15 protein-coding genes, 1 tRNA gene and 1 pseudogene are annotated in these 18,809 nt (G+C 34.9%); 8 read left to right on the plus strand and 9 right to left on the minus strand.

Features of this window, described 5'->3' with window-relative positions; all coding sequences use genetic code 11:
• Positions 1–11 precede the first annotated feature (11 nt).
• Positions 12–134 (minus strand): annotated as a pseudogene (locus TETH514_RS12230) (ATP-binding cassette domain-containing protein); the annotation flags it as partial.
• The gene (locus TETH514_RS03945; RefSeq protein WP_009053000.1) at positions 124–759 is read right to left on the minus strand and encodes an EAL domain-containing protein; all 636 of its coding nucleotides are present in this window, start codon (positions 757–759) and stop codon (positions 124–126) included. The gene TETH514_RS03945 and the pseudogene TETH514_RS12230, both read right to left, overlap by 11 nt.
• Before the next feature lie 96 nt (positions 760–855).
• Between TETH514_RS03945 and TETH514_RS03950 the strand changes: the two genes are divergently transcribed.
• The 3 genes from TETH514_RS03950 (at position 856) to TETH514_RS03960 (ending at position 4,052) form a co-directional block, all read left to right on the plus strand.
• Positions 856–1,566: an N-acetylmuramoyl-L-alanine amidase gene (locus TETH514_RS03950; RefSeq protein WP_003867780.1), complete on the plus strand. Its 711-nt coding sequence runs from the start codon at positions 856–858 to the stop codon at positions 1,564–1,566.
• Positions 1,563–1,901 carry a phage holin gene (locus TETH514_RS03955; protein ID WP_003867781.1) on the plus strand — a complete coding sequence of 113 codons (339 nt, stop codon included), beginning with the start codon at positions 1,563–1,565 and terminating at the stop codon, positions 1,899–1,901. Before TETH514_RS03950 ends, TETH514_RS03955 begins: the two co-directional genes overlap by 4 nt.
• Before the next feature lie 282 nt (positions 1,902–2,183).
• On the plus strand, positions 2,184–4,052 hold the full coding sequence (locus TETH514_RS03960; RefSeq protein WP_038016943.1) for a DUF4914 family protein: 1,869 nt from the start codon (positions 2,184–2,186) through the stop codon (positions 4,050–4,052).
• A 297-nt stretch (positions 4,053–4,349) separates the two neighbouring features.
• Here TETH514_RS03960 and TETH514_RS03965 read toward each other — a convergent pair whose 3' ends face one another.
• Both TETH514_RS03965 and tdh read right to left on the minus strand, forming a co-directional pair.
• The gene (locus TETH514_RS03965) at positions 4,350–5,537 is read right to left on the minus strand and encodes a glycine C-acetyltransferase (RefSeq protein WP_009052998.1); all 1,188 of its coding nucleotides are present in this window, start codon (positions 5,535–5,537) and stop codon (positions 4,350–4,352) included.
• 19 nt (positions 5,538–5,556) lie between these two features.
• Positions 5,557–6,603, minus strand: coding sequence for an L-threonine 3-dehydrogenase (gene tdh / locus TETH514_RS03970; RefSeq protein ID WP_003867785.1), 1,047 nt, complete (start codon positions 6,601–6,603; stop codon positions 5,557–5,559).
• Between the two features lie 224 nt (positions 6,604–6,827).
• On the opposite strand from tdh, the gene nifJ reads away from it, so the two are divergent.
• The gene (nifJ, locus tag TETH514_RS03975; protein ID WP_009052997.1) at positions 6,828–10,343 is read left to right on the plus strand and encodes a pyruvate:ferredoxin (flavodoxin) oxidoreductase; all 3,516 of its coding nucleotides are present in this window, start codon (positions 6,828–6,830) and stop codon (positions 10,341–10,343) included.
• A gap of 26 nt (positions 10,344–10,369) precedes the next feature.
• Here the strand turns inward: nifJ and TETH514_RS12235 are convergent, their stop codons facing one another.
• A complete protein-coding gene (locus TETH514_RS12235) occupies positions 10,370–10,531 on the minus strand; it encodes a DUF3787 domain-containing protein (RefSeq protein WP_009052996.1) in 162 nt (53 codons plus the stop codon).
• Positions 10,532–10,687: 156 nt separating this feature from the next.
• Between TETH514_RS12235 and TETH514_RS03980 the strand changes: the two genes are divergently transcribed.
• Positions 10,688–11,095, plus strand: a complete 408-nt coding sequence (locus TETH514_RS03980; RefSeq protein ID WP_003867788.1) for a DUF1284 domain-containing protein — start codon at positions 10,688–10,690, stop codon at positions 11,093–11,095.
• 6 nt (positions 11,096–11,101) lie between these two features.
• Here TETH514_RS03980 and TETH514_RS03985 read toward each other — a convergent pair whose 3' ends face one another.
• The 4 genes from TETH514_RS03985 to TETH514_RS04000 are packed head-to-tail and all read right to left on the minus strand — an operon-like array spanning position 11,102 to position 14,529.
• A complete protein-coding gene (locus TETH514_RS03985) occupies positions 11,102–11,962 on the minus strand; it encodes an ABC transporter permease (protein ID WP_009052995.1) in 861 nt (286 codons plus the stop codon).
• Positions 11,959–12,861, minus strand: a complete 903-nt coding sequence (locus tag TETH514_RS03990) for an ABC transporter ATP-binding protein (protein WP_009052994.1) — start codon at positions 12,859–12,861, stop codon at positions 11,959–11,961. The genes TETH514_RS03985 and TETH514_RS03990 overlap by 4 nt, the downstream gene beginning before the upstream one ends.
• Positions 12,862–12,865: 4 nt before the next feature.
• Positions 12,866–14,026, minus strand: a complete 1,161-nt coding sequence (locus TETH514_RS03995) for a DUF2275 domain-containing protein (RefSeq protein ID WP_009052993.1) — start codon at positions 14,024–14,026, stop codon at positions 12,866–12,868.
• A gap of 2 nt (positions 14,027–14,028) precedes the next feature.
• The gene (locus TETH514_RS04000) at positions 14,029–14,529 is read right to left on the minus strand and encodes an RNA polymerase sigma factor SigX (RefSeq protein ID WP_009052992.1); all 501 of its coding nucleotides are present in this window, start codon (positions 14,527–14,529) and stop codon (positions 14,029–14,031) included.
• A 175-nt stretch (positions 14,530–14,704) separates the two neighbouring features.
• Here TETH514_RS04000 and TETH514_RS04005 point away from each other — a divergent pair, with 175 nt between their 5' ends.
• From TETH514_RS04005 to spoIIE, 3 genes are all read left to right on the plus strand, one after another.
• Positions 14,705–15,646: a DMT family transporter gene (locus TETH514_RS04005; protein WP_009052991.1), complete on the plus strand. Its 942-nt coding sequence runs from the start codon at positions 14,705–14,707 to the stop codon at positions 15,644–15,646.
• Positions 15,647–16,234: 588 nt separating this feature from the next.
• Positions 16,235–16,309 (plus strand) — tRNA-Glu (locus TETH514_RS04010).
• Between the two features lie 145 nt (positions 16,310–16,454).
• Complete coding sequence (gene spoIIE / locus TETH514_RS04015) at positions 16,455–18,800, plus strand: stage II sporulation protein E (RefSeq protein WP_003867795.1); 2,346 nt, start codon at positions 16,455–16,457, stop codon at positions 18,798–18,800.
• The last annotated feature ends 9 nt before the right edge of the window (positions 18,801–18,809 follow it).

Raw genomic sequence — 18,809 nt, forward strand, 5'->3', positions numbered from 1 at the left:
TAATGCATAGTAGCAATTAGTCTTAAAATTGTACATTTACCGCTTCCACTGGGACCTAAAAGTGCTACAATCTCTCCTTTTTCAATAGATAAATTAAAGTCCTTTAATAGATAAAGGACTGCACTAATAAGCATAATTGAACATTAATTCTATCTCCTTTGAAGTTTTAGGTCTCGATATATAATAACCTTGTATTTTGTCACAACCCCATTCCTTTAGCATACTAAGCTGTTCCTCTGTTTCTACCCCTTCCGCTACGACTTCATAGTTCATTTCCTTTGAGATATACAAAATTCCCTTAATTAATGTTTTTACTTTGTTTTCGTCAATCCTGTCAATAAGGCTTTTGTCCATCTTAATAGTGCTTATAGGAAACTCTATCATGTTTATTAAGGAAGAATATCCAACTCCAAAATCATCTAGCGAAATCTTTATTCCCCTTCTTAAAAATTCGTCTATTTTATTTACCCTTTGCTCTTTAATATCTAATATTTGAGTTTCAGTAAATTCTATGCCGATGAGATTTGATGGTATATTGTATTTACTAATAAGCTCATCAAATTTAAAGAAAAACTCATCGTCCCTAAGCTGAAGGGGAGAAACATTGATGTTAACCTTAAGCTCGATACCCTTATTCCGCCAATCTTTTATTTGTTTAAAAATATCTTCAATAATAAAAATACCAAATTCTTTGATAAGACATACGCCTGATAGATGAACGCGATCGTGATACCTGGAAAGTAGTAGGATTTGAAGCAAAGCAAGCTCTTAGCACTTTTGAGGAATTTACCTACAAAAGGCGCATTTACATTTTTTATTTTTTATATAAACTTGTTAATTTTCTTTGCATATTATATGATTATGATAGAAGAATTTACAAAATTTATTTTAATGGTGGTGAGTGAAGTGCTCATAGCTATTGATCCAGGTCACGGAGGGAAAGATCCGGGAGCAGTGGTTGAAAACTATAAGGAAAAAGACTTAAATCTAGATATCGCTTTAAAATTAAGGGAGATTTTATTGGACAAAAATATAAGCGTGATTATGACAAGAGATAAAGATGAAACTGTAGATTTGCAACAAAGGTGTGATATTGCTAATAAGAACAAAGTAGACTACTTTATTTCAATTCATTGCAATAGTTTTAAGGACCCTACTGCAAATGGTACGGAAACTTATGCATATCCGGGAAGCATTGTAGGCCAAAATTTAGCTCAATATGTCCAAAATGAGATAGTAGAAATGTTAAAAACGGCGAATAGGGGGGTAAAGTATGCAACTTTTTATGTTTTAAAACACACCGTAATGCCAGCAATATTGGTTGAAACAGCTTTTATGTCAAATCCGCAAAATTTAGATTTGCTTTTACACAGACCAGATATTTTTGCACAGGCGATTTCAAATGGGATAATTAAATTTTTAGAAAGTATAAATTATCAACAAACTGATGATATTAAAAAATTGCGCAGGAAAGGGATTATAAATGAGCATTATGATCCTAAAAGTTTTGTCACATGGGGAGAATTTGCTTCTGTTATAATAAAAATATTGGGGGGAACAAAATGAGAGATTTGATTATGACAATTTTGACTGCTGGTGTTCAACTTGGTATAATGGTCGTGCTTGGATATTTGATTGATTATTTAAATACCAAAATTGGTATGGAAAAAATGAAAAGATATTACGAAATTGCAAAAACTTTTGTGCAAGCAGTAGAACAACAAATAGGGCCTGGCAAAGGACCAGATAAGAAAACAGAAGTTTTTAATTTATTAAAGAAAGTGATTGGCAATAAGTTGACAGATGAAGAGATAGATAAATTAATAGAAGCGGCAGTTTTTGAAATGAATTATATATTGAAATTGAAAGGTCTAGAAAAGCAAGCTGAAGTGAATAAGTAAAAGCGCTCCATTAGGAGTGCTTTTGTTTTTATCACCTATTACTAATCAAAATTGCAAGAATGCGATTCAAAAATTTCATCAATGTAAAAGATTACAGAAGATATGTGCGCAAAAGAACGATATTATGACAAAAAGTTCGGAATGTAGATACATACTAAAAATTATTTTGCAAATTTTATTATTCAAATTGCAAACTTGAAAAATTTTTTGTATAATATTCTTATACTTATTATTGTGAGGTGGTATAAGATGGACTTTTCTCTCATTACTAATAAGGAAACAATGGAAATTATAAGTAAAATGAGCCTACCAGAAGAAGTAGAGGAAATATTAAAAAAGTGTCCTAAAATAACAATTCCAGAAAGTAGACAACATCTTCTTGAAATTTCTGTTGGGGGGAATAATGACTTTTTTGAAGTTTTTTATGATGTTCCAGGGAAAGGAAAAGTATTAGAAGCCACCGTGGCAAGATGTAAAAACGGATTAGCAGTTAATTATCCTGAGCCTTATATGAGAAGGAGAGAGCCAGACTGTCTCGTCGTTGCCGATAATGGGGAGACAGATAAGCCAAGATTTATGGAAAGATATAAATACGATTTTGAGGAGTTAAGACAGAAGACTTTTGAATGGTTAAAAGATCAGAATTTAATTGTTATGCCTTTTATGGCCGGTGGTGAAGAATACGGCTATCCTTCGCTTTTATTGGCACCCGAAAATGCTGGTTTCTTTGCTACAGCTCTTGCAGATATTCAAGGATTTATACCTAAAAAGGAAATACCGGAAGGTTTTACTCCGAAAGCAATAGTATATTCAGCTCCTCCATTTAGGCATACCCACTTTAATGGAAAGCAAGTAGTTGTACACAACCGCTTAGAGAATCTTTATGAACTTTTTTCGTATAACTTGTATCCTGGCCCAAGTGCAAAAAAAGGAATATATGGAGTACTCTTAACAATGGGAGAAAAAGAAGGGTGGATTACTGCTCATGCTTCTGCAGTAAGAATAATTACTCCTTATGACAATATATTGACTATTATGCATGAGGGTGCCAGCGGTGGCGGAAAGAGTGAAATGTTGGAACAGATTCATAGAGAACCTGATGGTTCTATAAAGGTAGGACGCAATTTAGTAACAGGGGATGAAATATATGTAGAGTTGAAAGAGGCTTGTGAGTTGCAGCCTGTAACTGACGATATGGCCTTATGTCATCCTAAATTGCAGCAAGGCAAAAAGTTGGTTATAAAAGATGCAGAAAAAGGTTGGTTTATACGTGTAGATCATATGAATGAATATGGAACAGACCCTCATTTTGAAAAGTTATGTATCTATCCTAAAGAGCCTTTAATCTTTTTAAACATAGACGGAGTGCCTAAATCCACTTGTCTTATATGGGAACATATTATGGATGCACCTGGCAAACCTTGTCCTAATCCTCGTGTAGTTATGCCAAAAAGATTTATGCCAAATGTAGTTGATGAACCTGTAGAAGTGGATGTAAGAAGTTTTGGTGTGAGGACTCCGCCCTCCTCAAAGGAAAAACCATCATATGGGATAATAGGTATGTTACATTTGTTACCACCTGCTCTTGCTTGGTTGTGGAGACTAGTGGCGCCGAGAGGTCATGCAAATCCCAGCATTGTAGAAACTGAAGGGCTTCAAAGTGAAGGAGTAGGCTCATATTGGCCTTTTGCAACGGGGAAAAGAGTAACCCATGCAAATCTCTTGCTCCAACAGATTATAAATACGCCTGGTACTCGATACATTCTTGTTCCAAATCAACACATAGGTGTATGGAAAGTTGGATTTATGCCTGAATGGATAGCTCGTGAATATCTTGCAAGAAGAGGAAGCGTGAGATTCAGGCCAGACCAAATTACACCAGCGAGAAGTAGTCTCTTAGGTTATGCTTTAAATACATTAAAAATAAACGGAAGCTTTATTCCTCGTGAATTACTGCAAGTCAACAAGCAGCCAGAAGTGGGAGATGAAGGATATGACAAGGGTGCAGAGATGTTAAATGAATTTTTCAAAAGAGAATTAAAACAATTTTTAGTACCTGAACTTGATCCCCTCGGCAGAAAGATTATTGAAACGTGTTTAGAAAATGGAACTTTAGAGGACTATATAAAACTTTTAGGAGATTATAGATAAATTGAAAGAGAAAAGAGCCTGTACTAAGTTGTATGGGCTCTTTTTTTGTGGTTCTTTGTCAAGAGTTGGGGTGGGTATTTTTCTGAATGCCGCCCTTTAGTTTTAAACTGAAATATGTAATCGTTGTGTCAGCTTTCAGAAATTTTGTGATATAATTGGTATGCACTTATTCTGATGCTTCTTTTTGATAAATTTTGTTATTTAACCAATTTTATTATAACAGGCATTCAGAATAAGTGCGCTATTTTTTATGGATGATTTTTATCCACCCCAACATTTGTTAGAGAACCAAATTTTTTAAATTATATTCAATTGTTTTCCGACTTTTTCAAAAGCTTTTAAGGCAGCGTCTAAGTCTTCTTTTGTATGGGCAGCTGTTACAATTGTTCTTACTCTGGCTTTGTTTTTAGGTACAGTTGGATATACTATTCCTTGCGCGAAAACTCCTTCTTCAAAGAGTTTTCTGCTAAATTCGAGAGCTTTAGTTTCTTCGCCTATTATTACAGGGGTGATAGGTGTTTCACTCTTGCCGGTATCAAAACCTAAAGATTTTAACTTTTCTTTGAAATATTTTGCGTTATCCCACAGCTTGCGAGTGAGAGCATCACTTTCACTTAAAATATTTATAGCTTCTATTGATGCTGCAACTGCCGCAGGAGGTAGAGCTGTACTGAAGAGGAAGGGTCTGCCTCTATGATTTAGCCATTCTATAAGCTCTCTTTTGCCAGCTACATATCCTCCAACAACTCCGATTGCTTTGGAAAGTGTGCCTATTTGTATATCAATTCTTCCGTGTAAGTTGAAATGGTCAGCAGAGCCTCTTCCGCTTTCACCTAAAACGCCACTGGCATGTGCGTCATCTACATAAGTTATTGCACTGTATTTTTCTGCCAATTTCACTATTTCGGGGAGTTTCGCTATATCGCCATCCATGCTGAATACTCCGTCAGTTATTATCATTTTGACTCTGTATTTATCTTTTACTTCTTTTAATACTCTTTCTAGGTCCTCCATGTCACTGTGTTTGTATATTACCACATCTGCTCGGCTTAATCTGCAGCCATCGATGATACTGGCGTGGTTTAATTCGTCACTTATTATGACGTCTCCTTTGTCAACAACTGCTTGAATGACGCCCATGTTTGCTGTAAAACCTGATTGGAAAGTGAGAACTGCTTCTTCTCTTTTAAATTCAGCTAATTTTCTTTCAAGTTCTTCGTGAATTGTCATGTTTCCTATTATCGTTCTTACGGCGCCAGCACCAACTCCCCATTTTTCAATAGCTTCTATTGCGGCTTTTTTTAACCGCGGATGATTTGCAAGGCCGAGGTAGTTGTTTGAAGAAAGGTTTATAACTTTCTTTCCATCGATTATAGAACGGGGGCCAGAGGGACTTTCAAGGACAGTTAATTTTCTATACACACCTGCTTTTTTGAGTTCTTCCAGCTTTTCTTTTATAAAGTCAAGGTCATGAATGCTTGACATATTAAAAACCTCCTTTTGTTTATGGATATAATACAACTTTGCCACATTGGCCTTTTATCATTAGTTCCATCCCTTTTTGGTATTCAGTGAGAGGGAAGGTATGGGTGATTATTGGCTTTAATGCATCTTTTAATCCTGAGCGCAATAAACCTTTTACTTGGTACCAAGTATCGTACATTCGCCTTCCTGTGATGCCGTGTATAGTTATGCCTTTAAAAATGACATCATTGGTTATGTCTATAGGGACTTCATTGTCAGGAAGACCTAAAATAGACATTCTTCCGCCTTTTGCGATATATTTAAGACCTTGCCTTATTGCAATCGAGCTTCCAGAGAAGTCCAATACTACATCCGCGCCGTAGCCTTCTGTTTCGCTTTTTATTATACTGACAACGTCTTCTTTAAGAGGGTTTATAACTCGTGTTGCACCTAATTTATGAGCAAGTTCCCTTCTGTATTCGACAGGTTCTATTGCAAATACAGCTGAAGCTCCTGTTGTTTTAAGAAGTGGTATCGCCATCATACCTATAGGACCGCAACCTACTACAGCGACAGTTTTTCCTACTACCTCTCCAGAAAATACTGTGTGAACGGCGTTTCCAAGGGGTTCTTGTATGGAGAGAAGTTCTAAAGGTATGTCTTTATCGTTTAGCCATACATTGCTTTCCGGGACTTTAATGTATTCTGCAAAAGCACCGTCTGTATCAACACCGAGTATGAGGGTGTTTTCGCAGATGTGGGCATTACCTGTTCTGCAAGCTTTGCATTTTCCACATACTATGTGAGTTTCCGCACTTACTAAATCTCCAACCTTTACAGATGTTACATTTTTACCTATTTCTACAACTTCTCCTACAAATTCATGTCCCATTGTCTTTGGAGGTTTTATGCGGCTTTTTGCCCATTCATTCCAAACGTAAATGTGAACGTCTGTGCCGCAAATAGATGTAGCTTTGACTTTTATTAAGACTTCATCCGGTCCTATTATTGGTATTTCTTTTTTTATTATATCTGCACCCTCTGTGGTATGTTGTTTAACAACAGCGGTCATATATCCTTCCACCATGGACAACTCCTTTTCTTGTACACTCAACTTAATACATAATATATTCTATATTTTTAGAAGAATTCCTTCTTACATTACAAAAAAATTTGAAGAACTACATTTTTTCCAGAAAAGTTTCACTAAATAAAGGTGAAAAAGGCTTTAAAATGTATGATAATCCTTTTTTGTCAAATAATATATCTGAATATATGAATACAAATTTAAAATTGGTGAGGAGGAAACTTATGAAAAAGTCAATGAAAACAATGGACGGAAATACAGCTGCTGCCTATGCCTCTTATGCTTTTACTGAGGTTGCAGCAATTTACCCTATTACGCCTTCTTCTCCAATGGCAGAAAATGTCGATGAATGGGCTGCCCACGGCAAAAAGAACATATTTGGACAACCCGTGAAGGTTGTTGAAATGCAGTCAGAAGCAGGTGCTGCAGGTGCTGTCCATGGTTCTTTAACTGCAGGCGCTTTGACAACCACATATACCGCATCACAAGGACTTCTTTTAATGATACCAAACATGTATAAAATAGCAGGAGAGCTTTTGCCGGGGGTTTTTCATGTAAGTGCCCGTGCTATTTCTGCCCATGCACTTTCTATATTTGGTGACCATCAGGATGTAATGGCAGTAAGACAAACAGGTTTTGCACTTCTTTCTTCTTCAAATGTCCAAGAAGCTATGGATATGGGTTTTATAGCACATCTTTGCGCGATAAAATCGAGAGTACCTTTTTTGCATTTTTTCGATGGTTTTAGAACCTCTCACGAAATGCAGAAAATAGAAGTGGTGGAATATGAGGATATTGCAAAGCTTTTGGACTTAAAAGCAGTAAAAGAGTTTAGAGATAGGGCACTTAATCCAGAACACCCTGTTGTAAGGGGTACTGCTCAAAATCCTGATATATACTTTCAGGGAAGAGAGGTAGCTAATAAATTTTATGAAAAAGTTCCCGAAATAGTGGAAGATTACATGAAAAAATTTAAAGAATTGACTGGAAGGGAATATCATCCCTTTGATTATTATGGAGCAAAGGATGCAGAGTACATAATTGTTGCAATGGGGTCGGTGTGTGACACAATAGAAGAGACAATTGATTATTTGATGAAAAAAGGTGAAAAAGTAGGCTTAATTAAAGTGCATCTTTACAGGCCTTTTTCAGAGAAGCATTTTTTTAATGTGCTTCCTGGTACAGTAAAGAAAATCGCTGTGTTGGACAGAACAAAAGAACCTGGTTCTATAGGTGAACCGCTATATCTTGATTTGGTTAAAGCTTTTTACCACAAAGATAAGAAGCCTGTAATAGTAGGAGGAAGGTATGGCCTTGGCTCAAAAGACACAACTCCTTCTCAAATTATTGCTGTGTATGATAATTTAAAGAAAGACTATCCAAAAGATCGATTTACAATAGGAATTGTAGACGATGTAACTTATACCTCATTAGAAGAAGGTGAATTTGTAGAGACAACTCCTGAAGGCACTGTAAGCTGTAAGTTTTGGGGATTAGGCTCTGACGGTACAGTTGGTGCAAATAAATCGGCTATTAAGATAATTGGGGACAATACAGATTTGTATGTGCAGGCATATTTTCAGTATGACAGCAAAAAATCAGGTGGAACTACTATTTCCCATTTGAGGTTTGGTAAAAAGCCGATTAAATCCAGCTATCTTGTAAATCACGCTGATTACATTGCTTGTCACAATAAATCTTTTATTTATAACTATGATGTGCTAAAAGGCCTTAAAAAAGGTGGCACCTTTGTGCTAAATTGTCCTTGGAGCAAAGAGGAACTTGATGACAAACTGCCTGCCTCAATGAAAAGATACATTGCTGAAAACAGCATCAATTTTTATATAATAGATGCAGTGTCTATTGCGCAAGAGGTAGGATTAGGTGGCAGAATAAACATGATAATGCAGACTGTGTTTTTTAAACTAATAAACATAATACCTTTTGAAGAAGCGGTTAAGTATTTAAAAGATTCTATACAGAAAGCCTATGGCAAAAAAGGGCAGGATATAGTGGAGATGAACTTAAGAGCTGTAGATAAAAGCATAGAAGCACTTGTAAAGGTAGAAGTGCCTGAAGAGTGGAAAAACGCAAAAGAAGGGCAAAAAATTATAAAGCCAGAGCCTGATTTTGTTAAAAACATACAAAGACCTATAGAAAGAAACGAGGGAGACCTGCTTCCTGTAAGTGCTTTTGTCGGCATGGAAGATGGCACATTTCCTACTGGCACTACCGCATACGAAAAGCGAGGGATTGCGGTACTGATACCTGAATGGCAAATAGACAATTGCATACAGTGTAACCAGTGTTCATTTGTTTGTCCTCATGCGGTTATAAGACCGTTTTTGTTAACTGAGAAAGAGGTAAAGAAAGCGCCGCCAACTTTCAACGTAAAAAAGGCTATAGGGAGAGGTTTAGAGGGACTTTGGTATAGGATACAGGTAAGTCCTCTTGACTGTACGGGATGTGGCAATTGTGCAGATGTGTGTCCTGCACCTACAAAGGCCCTTATAATGAAGCCTGCTGAAGAACAAATAGAAAAAGAAGCGAGAAATTGGGAGTATGCTGTGACACTTGATGTTAAAGATAATTTAGTGGATAAGACAACTTTAAAAGGCAGTCAATTTGCTAAGCCCTTATTTGAATTTAGCGGTGCATGCCCCGGCTGCGGTGAGACACCTTATATAAAGCTTTTGACTCAGCTTTTTGGGGACAGAATGATGATAGCAAATGCTACAGGTTGTTCCTCTATTTATGGAGCAAGTGCGCCTTCTATTCCTTATACTACTAATAAAGAAGGAAAAGGGCCTGCGTGGGCTAACTCACTTTTTGAAGACAATGCCGAATTCGGCTACGGCATGTTTTTGGCAAATAAGCAGATAAGGGAAAGGCTTAGAGATTTGATGAAAGAAGCTATAAATATGACTATTGACGATGAATTAAAAGCCGCATTCCAAGAGTGGATTGATGGGATGGAGGATGGAGATAAATCTAAACTTGCTTCACAGAAGATATTGAATATTATAAACAAAGGTAGCTATACAAATAATGAGATAATAAAAGAGATACTTGACAAAAAAGATTTTCTTGTAAAAAAATCTCAGTGGATAATAGGGGGAGATGGGTGGGCATATGACATTGGTTTTGGAGGGCTTGACCATGTCATAGCATCAGGGGAAGATGTAAATATCCTGGTGCTGGATACAGAAGTTTATTCCAATACAGGAGGACAGTCCTCAAAATCTACGCCGTTAGGGGCAATTGCAAAATTTGCGGCAGCAGGTAAGAGGACAAGCAAAAAGGATTTAGGTTTGATGGCTATGAGTTATGGATACGTGTATGTGGCACAAATTGCAATGGGAGCAAATATGAACCAGATGATAAAGGCTTTTGTGGAGGCAGAAAAGTACAAAGGACCGTCACTTATAATAGCATACGCTCCTTGCATAAACCATGGCATAAAGTCAGGCATGGGGACAAGTATAATGGAGGAGAAAAAAGCTGTGGAGTCTGGTTATTGGCACCTTTACAGGTTTAATCCAGAACTTAAAAAAGAAGGGAAGAATCCTTTTGTACTTGATTTTAAAGAGCCAACAAAATCTTTTAGAGAATTTATTGAAGGTGAGATACGGTATTCTTCACTTAAAAACGTGTTTCCTGATATTGCAGAAAAACTTTATCAAATGGCAGAAGAGACTGCGAAAGAGCGATTTAAAAGATATAAAAAGCTGGCAGAATAACAATTCCGGGCGTATGCCCGGAATCGTTATTTTTTGTTTTCTTCTACCCATTCTTTTGCGTTTATTACTTCATTTTCACTTGGGATAGGCACATTTGATTCTTCTTTTACATTTTGTATGTTTGCCCAGGAAGCAGTCTTATGATTTTCTATTGGCATTTTGTGAGGTTTTTTTGGTTTTTTAGTCATACAATCACTCCTTTAAATGTATTATTTTCGATAATTGAAGAAATTATGACTATTATTGTGATAACCTGAGGGGTGTAAATTTCTTTTCTTTCTTAGGTTACAGTTCAAAATAGCAGTATAATTATTGTTATAATCATGGGATGAGGAGAGATTGAAATGGAGATAAGAGGACATCACTTTTTGTGTATGTTGGGCTTTAGAGGGCTTGGTTATGATGAAAAATTTGTTAAAAATATGGATGAAATTATTAGAAAATTAAATAATGAACAGGACATGTTGATAAAAGTTGTGGATAATGTGGATAATATTTGCGCCATGTGTCCAAACAATGTAGATGGAGAGTGCAAAATAGAGAATTATCCGGGAAGTGTGAGGGAAAAGGATAGGGCTATTTTAGAGGTTCTAGGTATAGAAGTAGGAGAAATATTAAGCTATAAAAAAATTATAAATCGAATTAGAGAAAAAATGACAGAAGAAAAGATGAGAGATATATGTAGGGATTGTGAATGGTTTAGCCTTGGGTATTGTTTAGAAGGGCTTAAAAAGTTAAAAGGCGGTGTGTGACCGCCTTTATAAGTCTCTTTGTGAAAAGCGCTTTGCACCGTAATAGAGGAGAAATACCACGTAGAAAAAGATGTATATGAACATGTAAATACTGGGTTGAGACATGCCGCCAAAGAGTCCTTGTGTCATAAAACTTATCCCACTACTTTGTGTCAAAAGCTCTGCGGTCATTTTTCTATATATGACATCTGTAGGAAGGATGAGGCTTGTAATTATCCCTGCGTTTATAAGGCTTTCTCCGCTTTTTAAGCCAAAGGTACCGACTTGACTTTGTTGCATTGCTGTTCCAATTTGTTCAAGAACACCTCCGACGAGGGCAATTCCATAAGCCATAATAGCTATGATGCCTGTGTTTACAGTCGAAAAAATTGAGCTGGAAGCTATTATAAGGGCTAAAAATACAATCGGTCCTAAGTCGAAGAAAAAAAGTCCTCTTAAAATATTGCTTGCTTCAAAGGTTATTTTAGCCCCCATAAAGATGTTTAAACCTACTACAGACAAAAACATGATGGAGCTGTATATTACAATCATAGTGCCTAACCCTATAAATTTTCCCAAAACCAGTTCATATCTTTTTATAGGTTTCGATAAAACGGCGTATATGGTGCCGCTTTCTATTTCTCCTGATATGGCATTTACTGATGTCAAAACTACAAGAAAAGCCACTATGAAATTTGCGAAAAATAGACCGGCAGACAAAATTTGAGATTGAAAGATGATGTCATATATAGAATCGTTGGGACGCTCAAATATTTTACTTAAGCCGAAGGCATATATGGAAAGGTAGAGGAGGGACAAAAGGGAGACTAATAGAAAAGCCCGTTTTTTTAGCATCTCTTTAAATGTGTATTTTATTATAGTTATCACGACACCTCATCCTTTCCAATTAAGTTTATGAATAAGTCTTCCAATGAAGAAGTTTGAGTATTTAATTGATATAGCTTTGCACCTGCTTCTATTACCATTTTAGCTATAACTGGTATTTTTTCTCTGTCTTCTACTTTAAAAGAGAGTTTACCTTCTTCAAATTGAAATTCTTTTGATAAGCGAGAAATTTTTTCAATCAACTCTGAAGTATAGTCTGATACAATCATTTCTACATGGGTGTGTTCTTTTAATAGCTCTTCCAGTTTTCCTTCGGCTATTATTCGGCCATGGTTTATTATGGCTACTTCATCGCATACCATTTCCACTTCACCTAAAAGGTGGCTATTTAAAAAAACAGTTTTGCCTTGGGATTTTAACTCTTTTATGATTTCTCTTACGTCAATTCGTCCTACAGGGTCAAGGGCTGACGTAGGTTCGTCTAAAAATACTATTTCTGGGTCGTTTAAAAGAGCTATCGCAAGTCCAATTCTTTGCTGCATTCCTTTGCTGTAATTTTTTATCTTTTTATTTTCATGGCCTTTTAGTTTTACCAACTCAAAAAGACTATCAATTTTTTTATTAGGATTTTTTATTTTGTGAAGTTCAGCGTGAAAAGTCAAAAGTTCTCTTCCTGTCATCCAGTCATGATATCTAAAGTTTTCGGGCAAAAATCCTATTTTTTCTCTTGACTTAGGAGTACCTATGGGTTTGCCAAGAATCCAAGCAAAACCAGAGGCAGGGTGAAGTAACCCCACCATGGTTTTTACAAAAGTGCTTTTTCCAGCACCATTTGGACCTAAAAATCCAAAAACCTGCCCTTTTTCTACAGAGAGTGTGACTTCTTTAAAGCCGCCTTTTCCATTAAACTGTTTTGTGAGATTTCGTGTTTCTAAAACCATTTAATCACCTCATTGAATTTGCAATTTGAATTAAGGTATTAATATTTACATCCCTAATCTGTGGATCTGTTTTTTCAGGAGAAGAACTTGTACCGAACATAGACAAGGCATACATTACTCCATTTTCATTCCAAGCAAGTGTAACCGTATCAGGAGAATACTTACTTGTGATTAAGAAGGCTTTGTTGCCTCTTATGTTTATTTCTTGGACGCTTTGTGCTTCAGTGATAGGTATAGGCAAAGTTTCTTTCCAGTTGTTTACATCTGCAATCTGTTTTTTCAAATGGTCAGGTAAAAAGGGTAAGTTAGCCAAAGCATCTATTACTTTATCCACATCTACTCCTTCTGGTACTATCACTTCAGGAGCTTTGTTTATTGAAATGTGTATGCCTCTATAATTTTCTGAAGCATTTTTGTCTTTCATGGAGATATTAACTGTTTTGCCGATGTTTAAAATTACAGGTTTTTTATTGAGTTCTGAAGGGAATAGATGTGTTCCTCCAAATGTTTTAATGAGCTCATTAATTTTGTCGATATTGAGTACAAATTCAAAACCCTGATCTTTTCCTACATAAATGTGTTCTATTTCGAAATTGCTATCTGTCGGGAGCTTAATTTCATAATCCACCATAGATTTTAATTTGTCAATTTCATTTGGGGATACATCATATCCTTCAGGACCTCCATTTTTTAATATTTCTCCATATTCCTTTAAGTCAATATTTTTTATATCTCTTCTGTAAAACTCATTTTGAATTTGCCTCATATCATCAGGAGTTATTGTTATTACCTGCATCTTGTTAAGCCTTAGAAGGTTTAAAAGTTTAGCTTCTACATTTTTAAGGGGTGGGAAAAATACTGAGGCAGCTATAAATGCAATTACAATGGCAGCAGCAATAGCTTTTTTGTATTTTGTAAACATGGCAAAAATTCCTCCTTTTTTATTATTTTCACTCAATTTTTCATTAAAACTTGCCCATGCTTCATTTAAGTCTATATTAGTAGTTTCTAAAGCTTTTGAGGTAAATTCATTTATAGACTTTAATTCTTCTAATTTTTCTCTGCATACATCACAGGTTTTTAAATGTTCTTCAACATTTTTTGCTGTAATTTCATCAAGTTCGTTGTCTATATATGCTTGGAGTGTTCCTTCATCGTAGCACATTTTTACACCTCCTTTTCATATAATTCTTTAAACTTTTTTTGTGCTCTTGCTATGGTTGTGCCGACGGAGGTTTTCTTAATTCCCAATGATATTGCTATTTCTACGTAACTATATCCTGAATGTTTAAGTATTAGACACATCATATCTCTTTTACTCATTTTTAGGAGGACTTCTTTCACTTTAGCTCTTTCAAATTTTTTAATTGCTATTTCTTCAGGGTCTTCAAAAAATTCCTCTTGCGTGTTTCTAAAAACTTCCAGTTCTCTTATTTTTGTGTTTTTTTCACTGCGGATATAATTTAAGGCATGATTTATTGCCACTTTGGATAACCAACCTCCTATATTTTCATTGTACCGGGGAGGGTTCTTAAAAAATTTTATAAAGACTTCTTGTGATATGTCTTCTGCCTTGAATTCGTCTTTGATCATCCATGAAATTTGTCTTAAAACTTTTGGATAATATTCTTCAAAGATATCTTTGAAGTCCTGTTGTATTTTGAACACCTTCCCTATGTCTTTTCATTAATAATAACACATCTAAACCAAGTTTTGTGACAAAAAACCCCGCATGAAATTTTTCATGCGGGGTTATATCCATGAACTATACAATCCCTTTGTCTTTTGTATAAAAACTTTATATAATTATATCAGTGCCACAATGTACTTTGGGGGTGTTAAGTTGAAAAATATAAAGAGTTATTATCCCTATTTAGCTGGGGTGGGGATGGCATCAATTTTTGGATTTTCTTTTATGTTTACCTCTATGGGGCTTGATGTAGCTTCTCCTATGGAGCTTATAGCCTATCGTTTTTTACTTGCAGCATTTATGATTACTCTTTTGTGGGTATTTGGAATTATTAAACTTAATTATAGAGGGAAAAATCTGTGGCCATTGTTTTTATTGTCTCTATCAGAGCCTGTTGTGTATTTTATATTTGAAACATATGGTGTAAAATATACCTCCTCTTCTCTTTCAGGCTTGATGATAGCTTTAATTCCTGTTGCTGTTACTGCTTTGGCGGCGGTATTTTTAAAGGAAAGACCCTCTTTGTATCAGCTTTTCTTTATTCTTTTGTCTGTTACAGGAGTTGCTTTTATAATTTTTATGACGGGTATTGAAAGCCGTAATACGTCAATTATAGGGTTTGTGTATCTTTTAGGAGCAGTCTTATCTGCAGCTTTTTACAGTATTTTAACAAGAAAGTCTTCTTTAGAATTTTCACCTATTGAGATAACCTTTGTAATGATGTGGTTTGCTGCAATTTCTTTCAATTTTTTAAATTTAATTGATAGATTAACAAAAGGTTACCCTATTTCTGACTATTTCAAGGATTTAACTGATTACCGAGTACTTATTCCTGTGTTATATTTAGGCGTTTTATCTTCTGTTGTAGCGTATTTTTTAAATAATTACGCTCTTTCAAAATTGCCTGCATCTCAAGCTTCAGTTTTTGCAAATTTGACCACAGTAATTTCTATAATAGCGGGAATAACCATAAGACATGAAACTTTTTATTGGTATCACGTAATAGGGGCTATTATGATATTGATAGGAGTATGGGGGACAAATTATTTTGGAAAAGTGTCTCAATTGGTTATTTCTTCAGAAGAAACACACTGAAATTCTGTATTTACATTACTTAGAGGATGTGATATACTTTTAACGTAACCCTATACCATACGGGGGCATATATTAGCCCAAAAAGGATGCGGTATAAAAATACCGCATTTATTATAGAGGAGTGATTTTATTAGTACTTTAATTAGTATAACATGTTTTTGCGTTTTATTAAAGTGCAAAAAGAGAGATAATAAATATAAAAAGTTTTTGAAGTGAAACTATGGAGAGAGATGTAAAAGAAGCTCTAGAAATGTTAGGCAGAGGGAGATGAAACTTTTGAGGTTGTGGCTACATTCAATGCTATGCATACATGAGGAATTATAAAAAGGTACTGGATCAGATGGTGAGGGTCTGTTGAATATGGGAAGAAAGTTGTCGCTGAAAGACACAAAGAGAGAGGAAGCCATCATGAAGCAAATATAAGCATTGAAGATATTGCAAAGTATTAGAAGTTGAATATGGTTTAATAGGAGAAATAAAAAAGTCAGAAAGGACAGATATTTTTATATCCAAAAAGTGACAATTATTAAGGAAAAATTTATCGTTGACAAGACATGAAAATATGATAAAATAAATAATGTCTTTTGTGGCCCCGTGGTCAAGAGGTTAAGACACCGCCCTTTCACGGCGGCAACACGGGTTCGAATCCCGTCGGGGTCACCATTTAAGTTAAGAAATAAAATGTCGTACAAAGGTGCGACATTATTTTTTATGTCGAAAGAAAAATTACATATATAACAAAAATTAACAAATAAAACCATCACCTTAATGGTATAATTTAGAAAAAACAAGAGGTGGTGGTTTTTTTATGCAAAATATAAATATTTTACCTTATAAAAGAGTTATAAAAACTCCCTTGACGGAAAATACACAAAAAAATCTTTATAAAAACATTCAACAGATTATATTATTGTCAATTATAAGCTTTTTTATAGGGCGAGCTGTTATTTTCAATAGTCTTTTGCCTTTCGGCATTGCTTTTTTTGCAACCCTTTTAATGTATAAAAAGCGATATCTTTTAACAGGAATAGGAGTATGGTTGGGAATATTAACTTTACCCAATGTCAATAGTTTTAAATACCTTTTAGTCCTTATTTTGATCTTTTTATTGGAGGGGCTTTTAAAAGTTAAACCTCAAAATATTATTAAAACCTCTTTCATTACTTTTATTTCTCTTTTTAGCACAGGTCTTATCTTCAGCTATATTTATGGCTTTTTGCTTTTTGACATCATAATGAGCCTATATGAGTCTGTCACTGCAATGTTAATGGTTTTTATTTTTAATCACGCTGTTTCATTTATTTTGAATGTAAACAGAAAAATTGTTTCCAATGAAGAGTTGATATCTTTGAGTATATTTATAGGGCTATTTATTTTAGGAATGAATCATCTGAATGTATGGAAATTTACTCTCAATGGGATATTAGGGATATTTATAATACTTTTAGCCTCTTATATAGGTGGGGTTGGAGTAGGAGCAAGTATCGGCACGACTATGGGACTTATTGGGAGTTTATCTTTTTTCCAAATGCCAGTCTCCATAGGGCTTTTTGGATTTGCAGGCTTGTTGGCCGGCAGTTTGAAAAAATTGCATAGAATTGGAGTTATTATAGGCTTTTTAACTGCCATTTTTATTATTACATTTTATGTAACATCAAGTGTGGATATGCTTGTAAATCCTTATGATATTGTGTTAGCTTCTTTAATGTTTGCAGCGCTTCCTAAGAAGTACATAGTAAAGGCGGAGGAAATAGTAAAAGGAAATAAAAATTTAAACAACAGAAATTACAATGAAAAGCTAAAGGAAGTAGTGACAGATAGATTAAAAGAGTATTCTCAAGTATTTGAAGAGCTCTCTAAAAGTTTTAAACAGGTAAATGAAAAGGTACTAGACCACAAAGATATTTCTTATTTGTTTGAGGAAATTGCCAATAAGACTTGTACTCAATGTGTTATGTATAAAACTTGTTGGGACAAGGAATTTTACAATACTTATAAAAGCATGTTTGAATTGATAGAACATCTTGAAAGAAATAGCAGTATTGAAGACAATAAACTTTATAGAAAATGTATAAGATTTTCTGAGCTTATAAGTACAACTAAATATTATTTAGGCATTTATAAAATAAGCATGCAGTGGAGAGAGAGGTTAAAAGATGCAAAAGGGCTGATTGCTACTCAGTTGAAGGGAGTTGCTGATGCAATATCTAATATGGCTAGTGATATTAGCATGAATGTCACTTTTAAAGATGAATTAGAACAGATGATGATGATAGAATTGGATAAAAAGGGCATACCTGTAGAGGATGTGTTAATTTATGACACAGGAGATGGAAATGTTAACGTAAAAATATACAAAAAGGTATGTTTTGCTAAGGAATGTGACAAAAAGATTGCCCCAATTGTGTCTGAAATTATGGGGGAAAGATATGAGAGAAAAAATAGGTTATGCTCTATAGACCACAATGGAAGGTGCGTACTTACTCTTACAAAAGCAGAGAGTTTGCAAGTTTTGACAGGTATAAGCAGAGTTAGCAAGTCAAAAAACAAGATTTCTGGAGATACTTATTCTTTTATGGATTTAGAAGATGGAAAATACATGGCAGCTTTAAGCGATGGAATGGGGATTGGATATAAAGCGGCTGCAGAGAGCAGTACTACCATTTCTTTGCTGGAGAAATTTATAGAAGCAGGTTTTGATAAATATTTAGTTATTCAAACATTAAACTCTATTTTGGCTTTGCGATCTGCAGAAGAAATGTTTTCTACTGTGGATATAATGTTTCTGGACAAATTTACTGGAGAAACAGAATTTATCAAAATTGGTTCTTGTGCTACTTTTATAAAGAGGGGAAATGAGGTTGAAATTATAGAATCTAGTTCTTTGCCCATTGGCATTTTGGAAGATATAGAGGCAGATATACATGAAAGAAAATTAAAAGATGGAGATTTTGTGATTTTAGTTACTGATGGAGTGTTGGAGTGTTTTGAGAAAGATAAAGAAGTAGAATTTTCAAGGTTAATCAGTGAAATTAACACGAGGAATCCTCAGGATATGGCGGAGGTGTTGATGAAAAAATGTTTGGAATTGTGTAATAATACTCCAAAGGACGATATGACAATTTTGGTTTCAAAGGTATGGAAGAAAATATAAAATTAATAA

Source organism: Thermoanaerobacter sp. X514, assembly GCF_000019065.1.
Lineage (GTDB): Bacteria > Bacillota > Thermoanaerobacteria > Thermoanaerobacterales > Thermoanaerobacteraceae > Thermoanaerobacter > Thermoanaerobacter pseudethanolicus.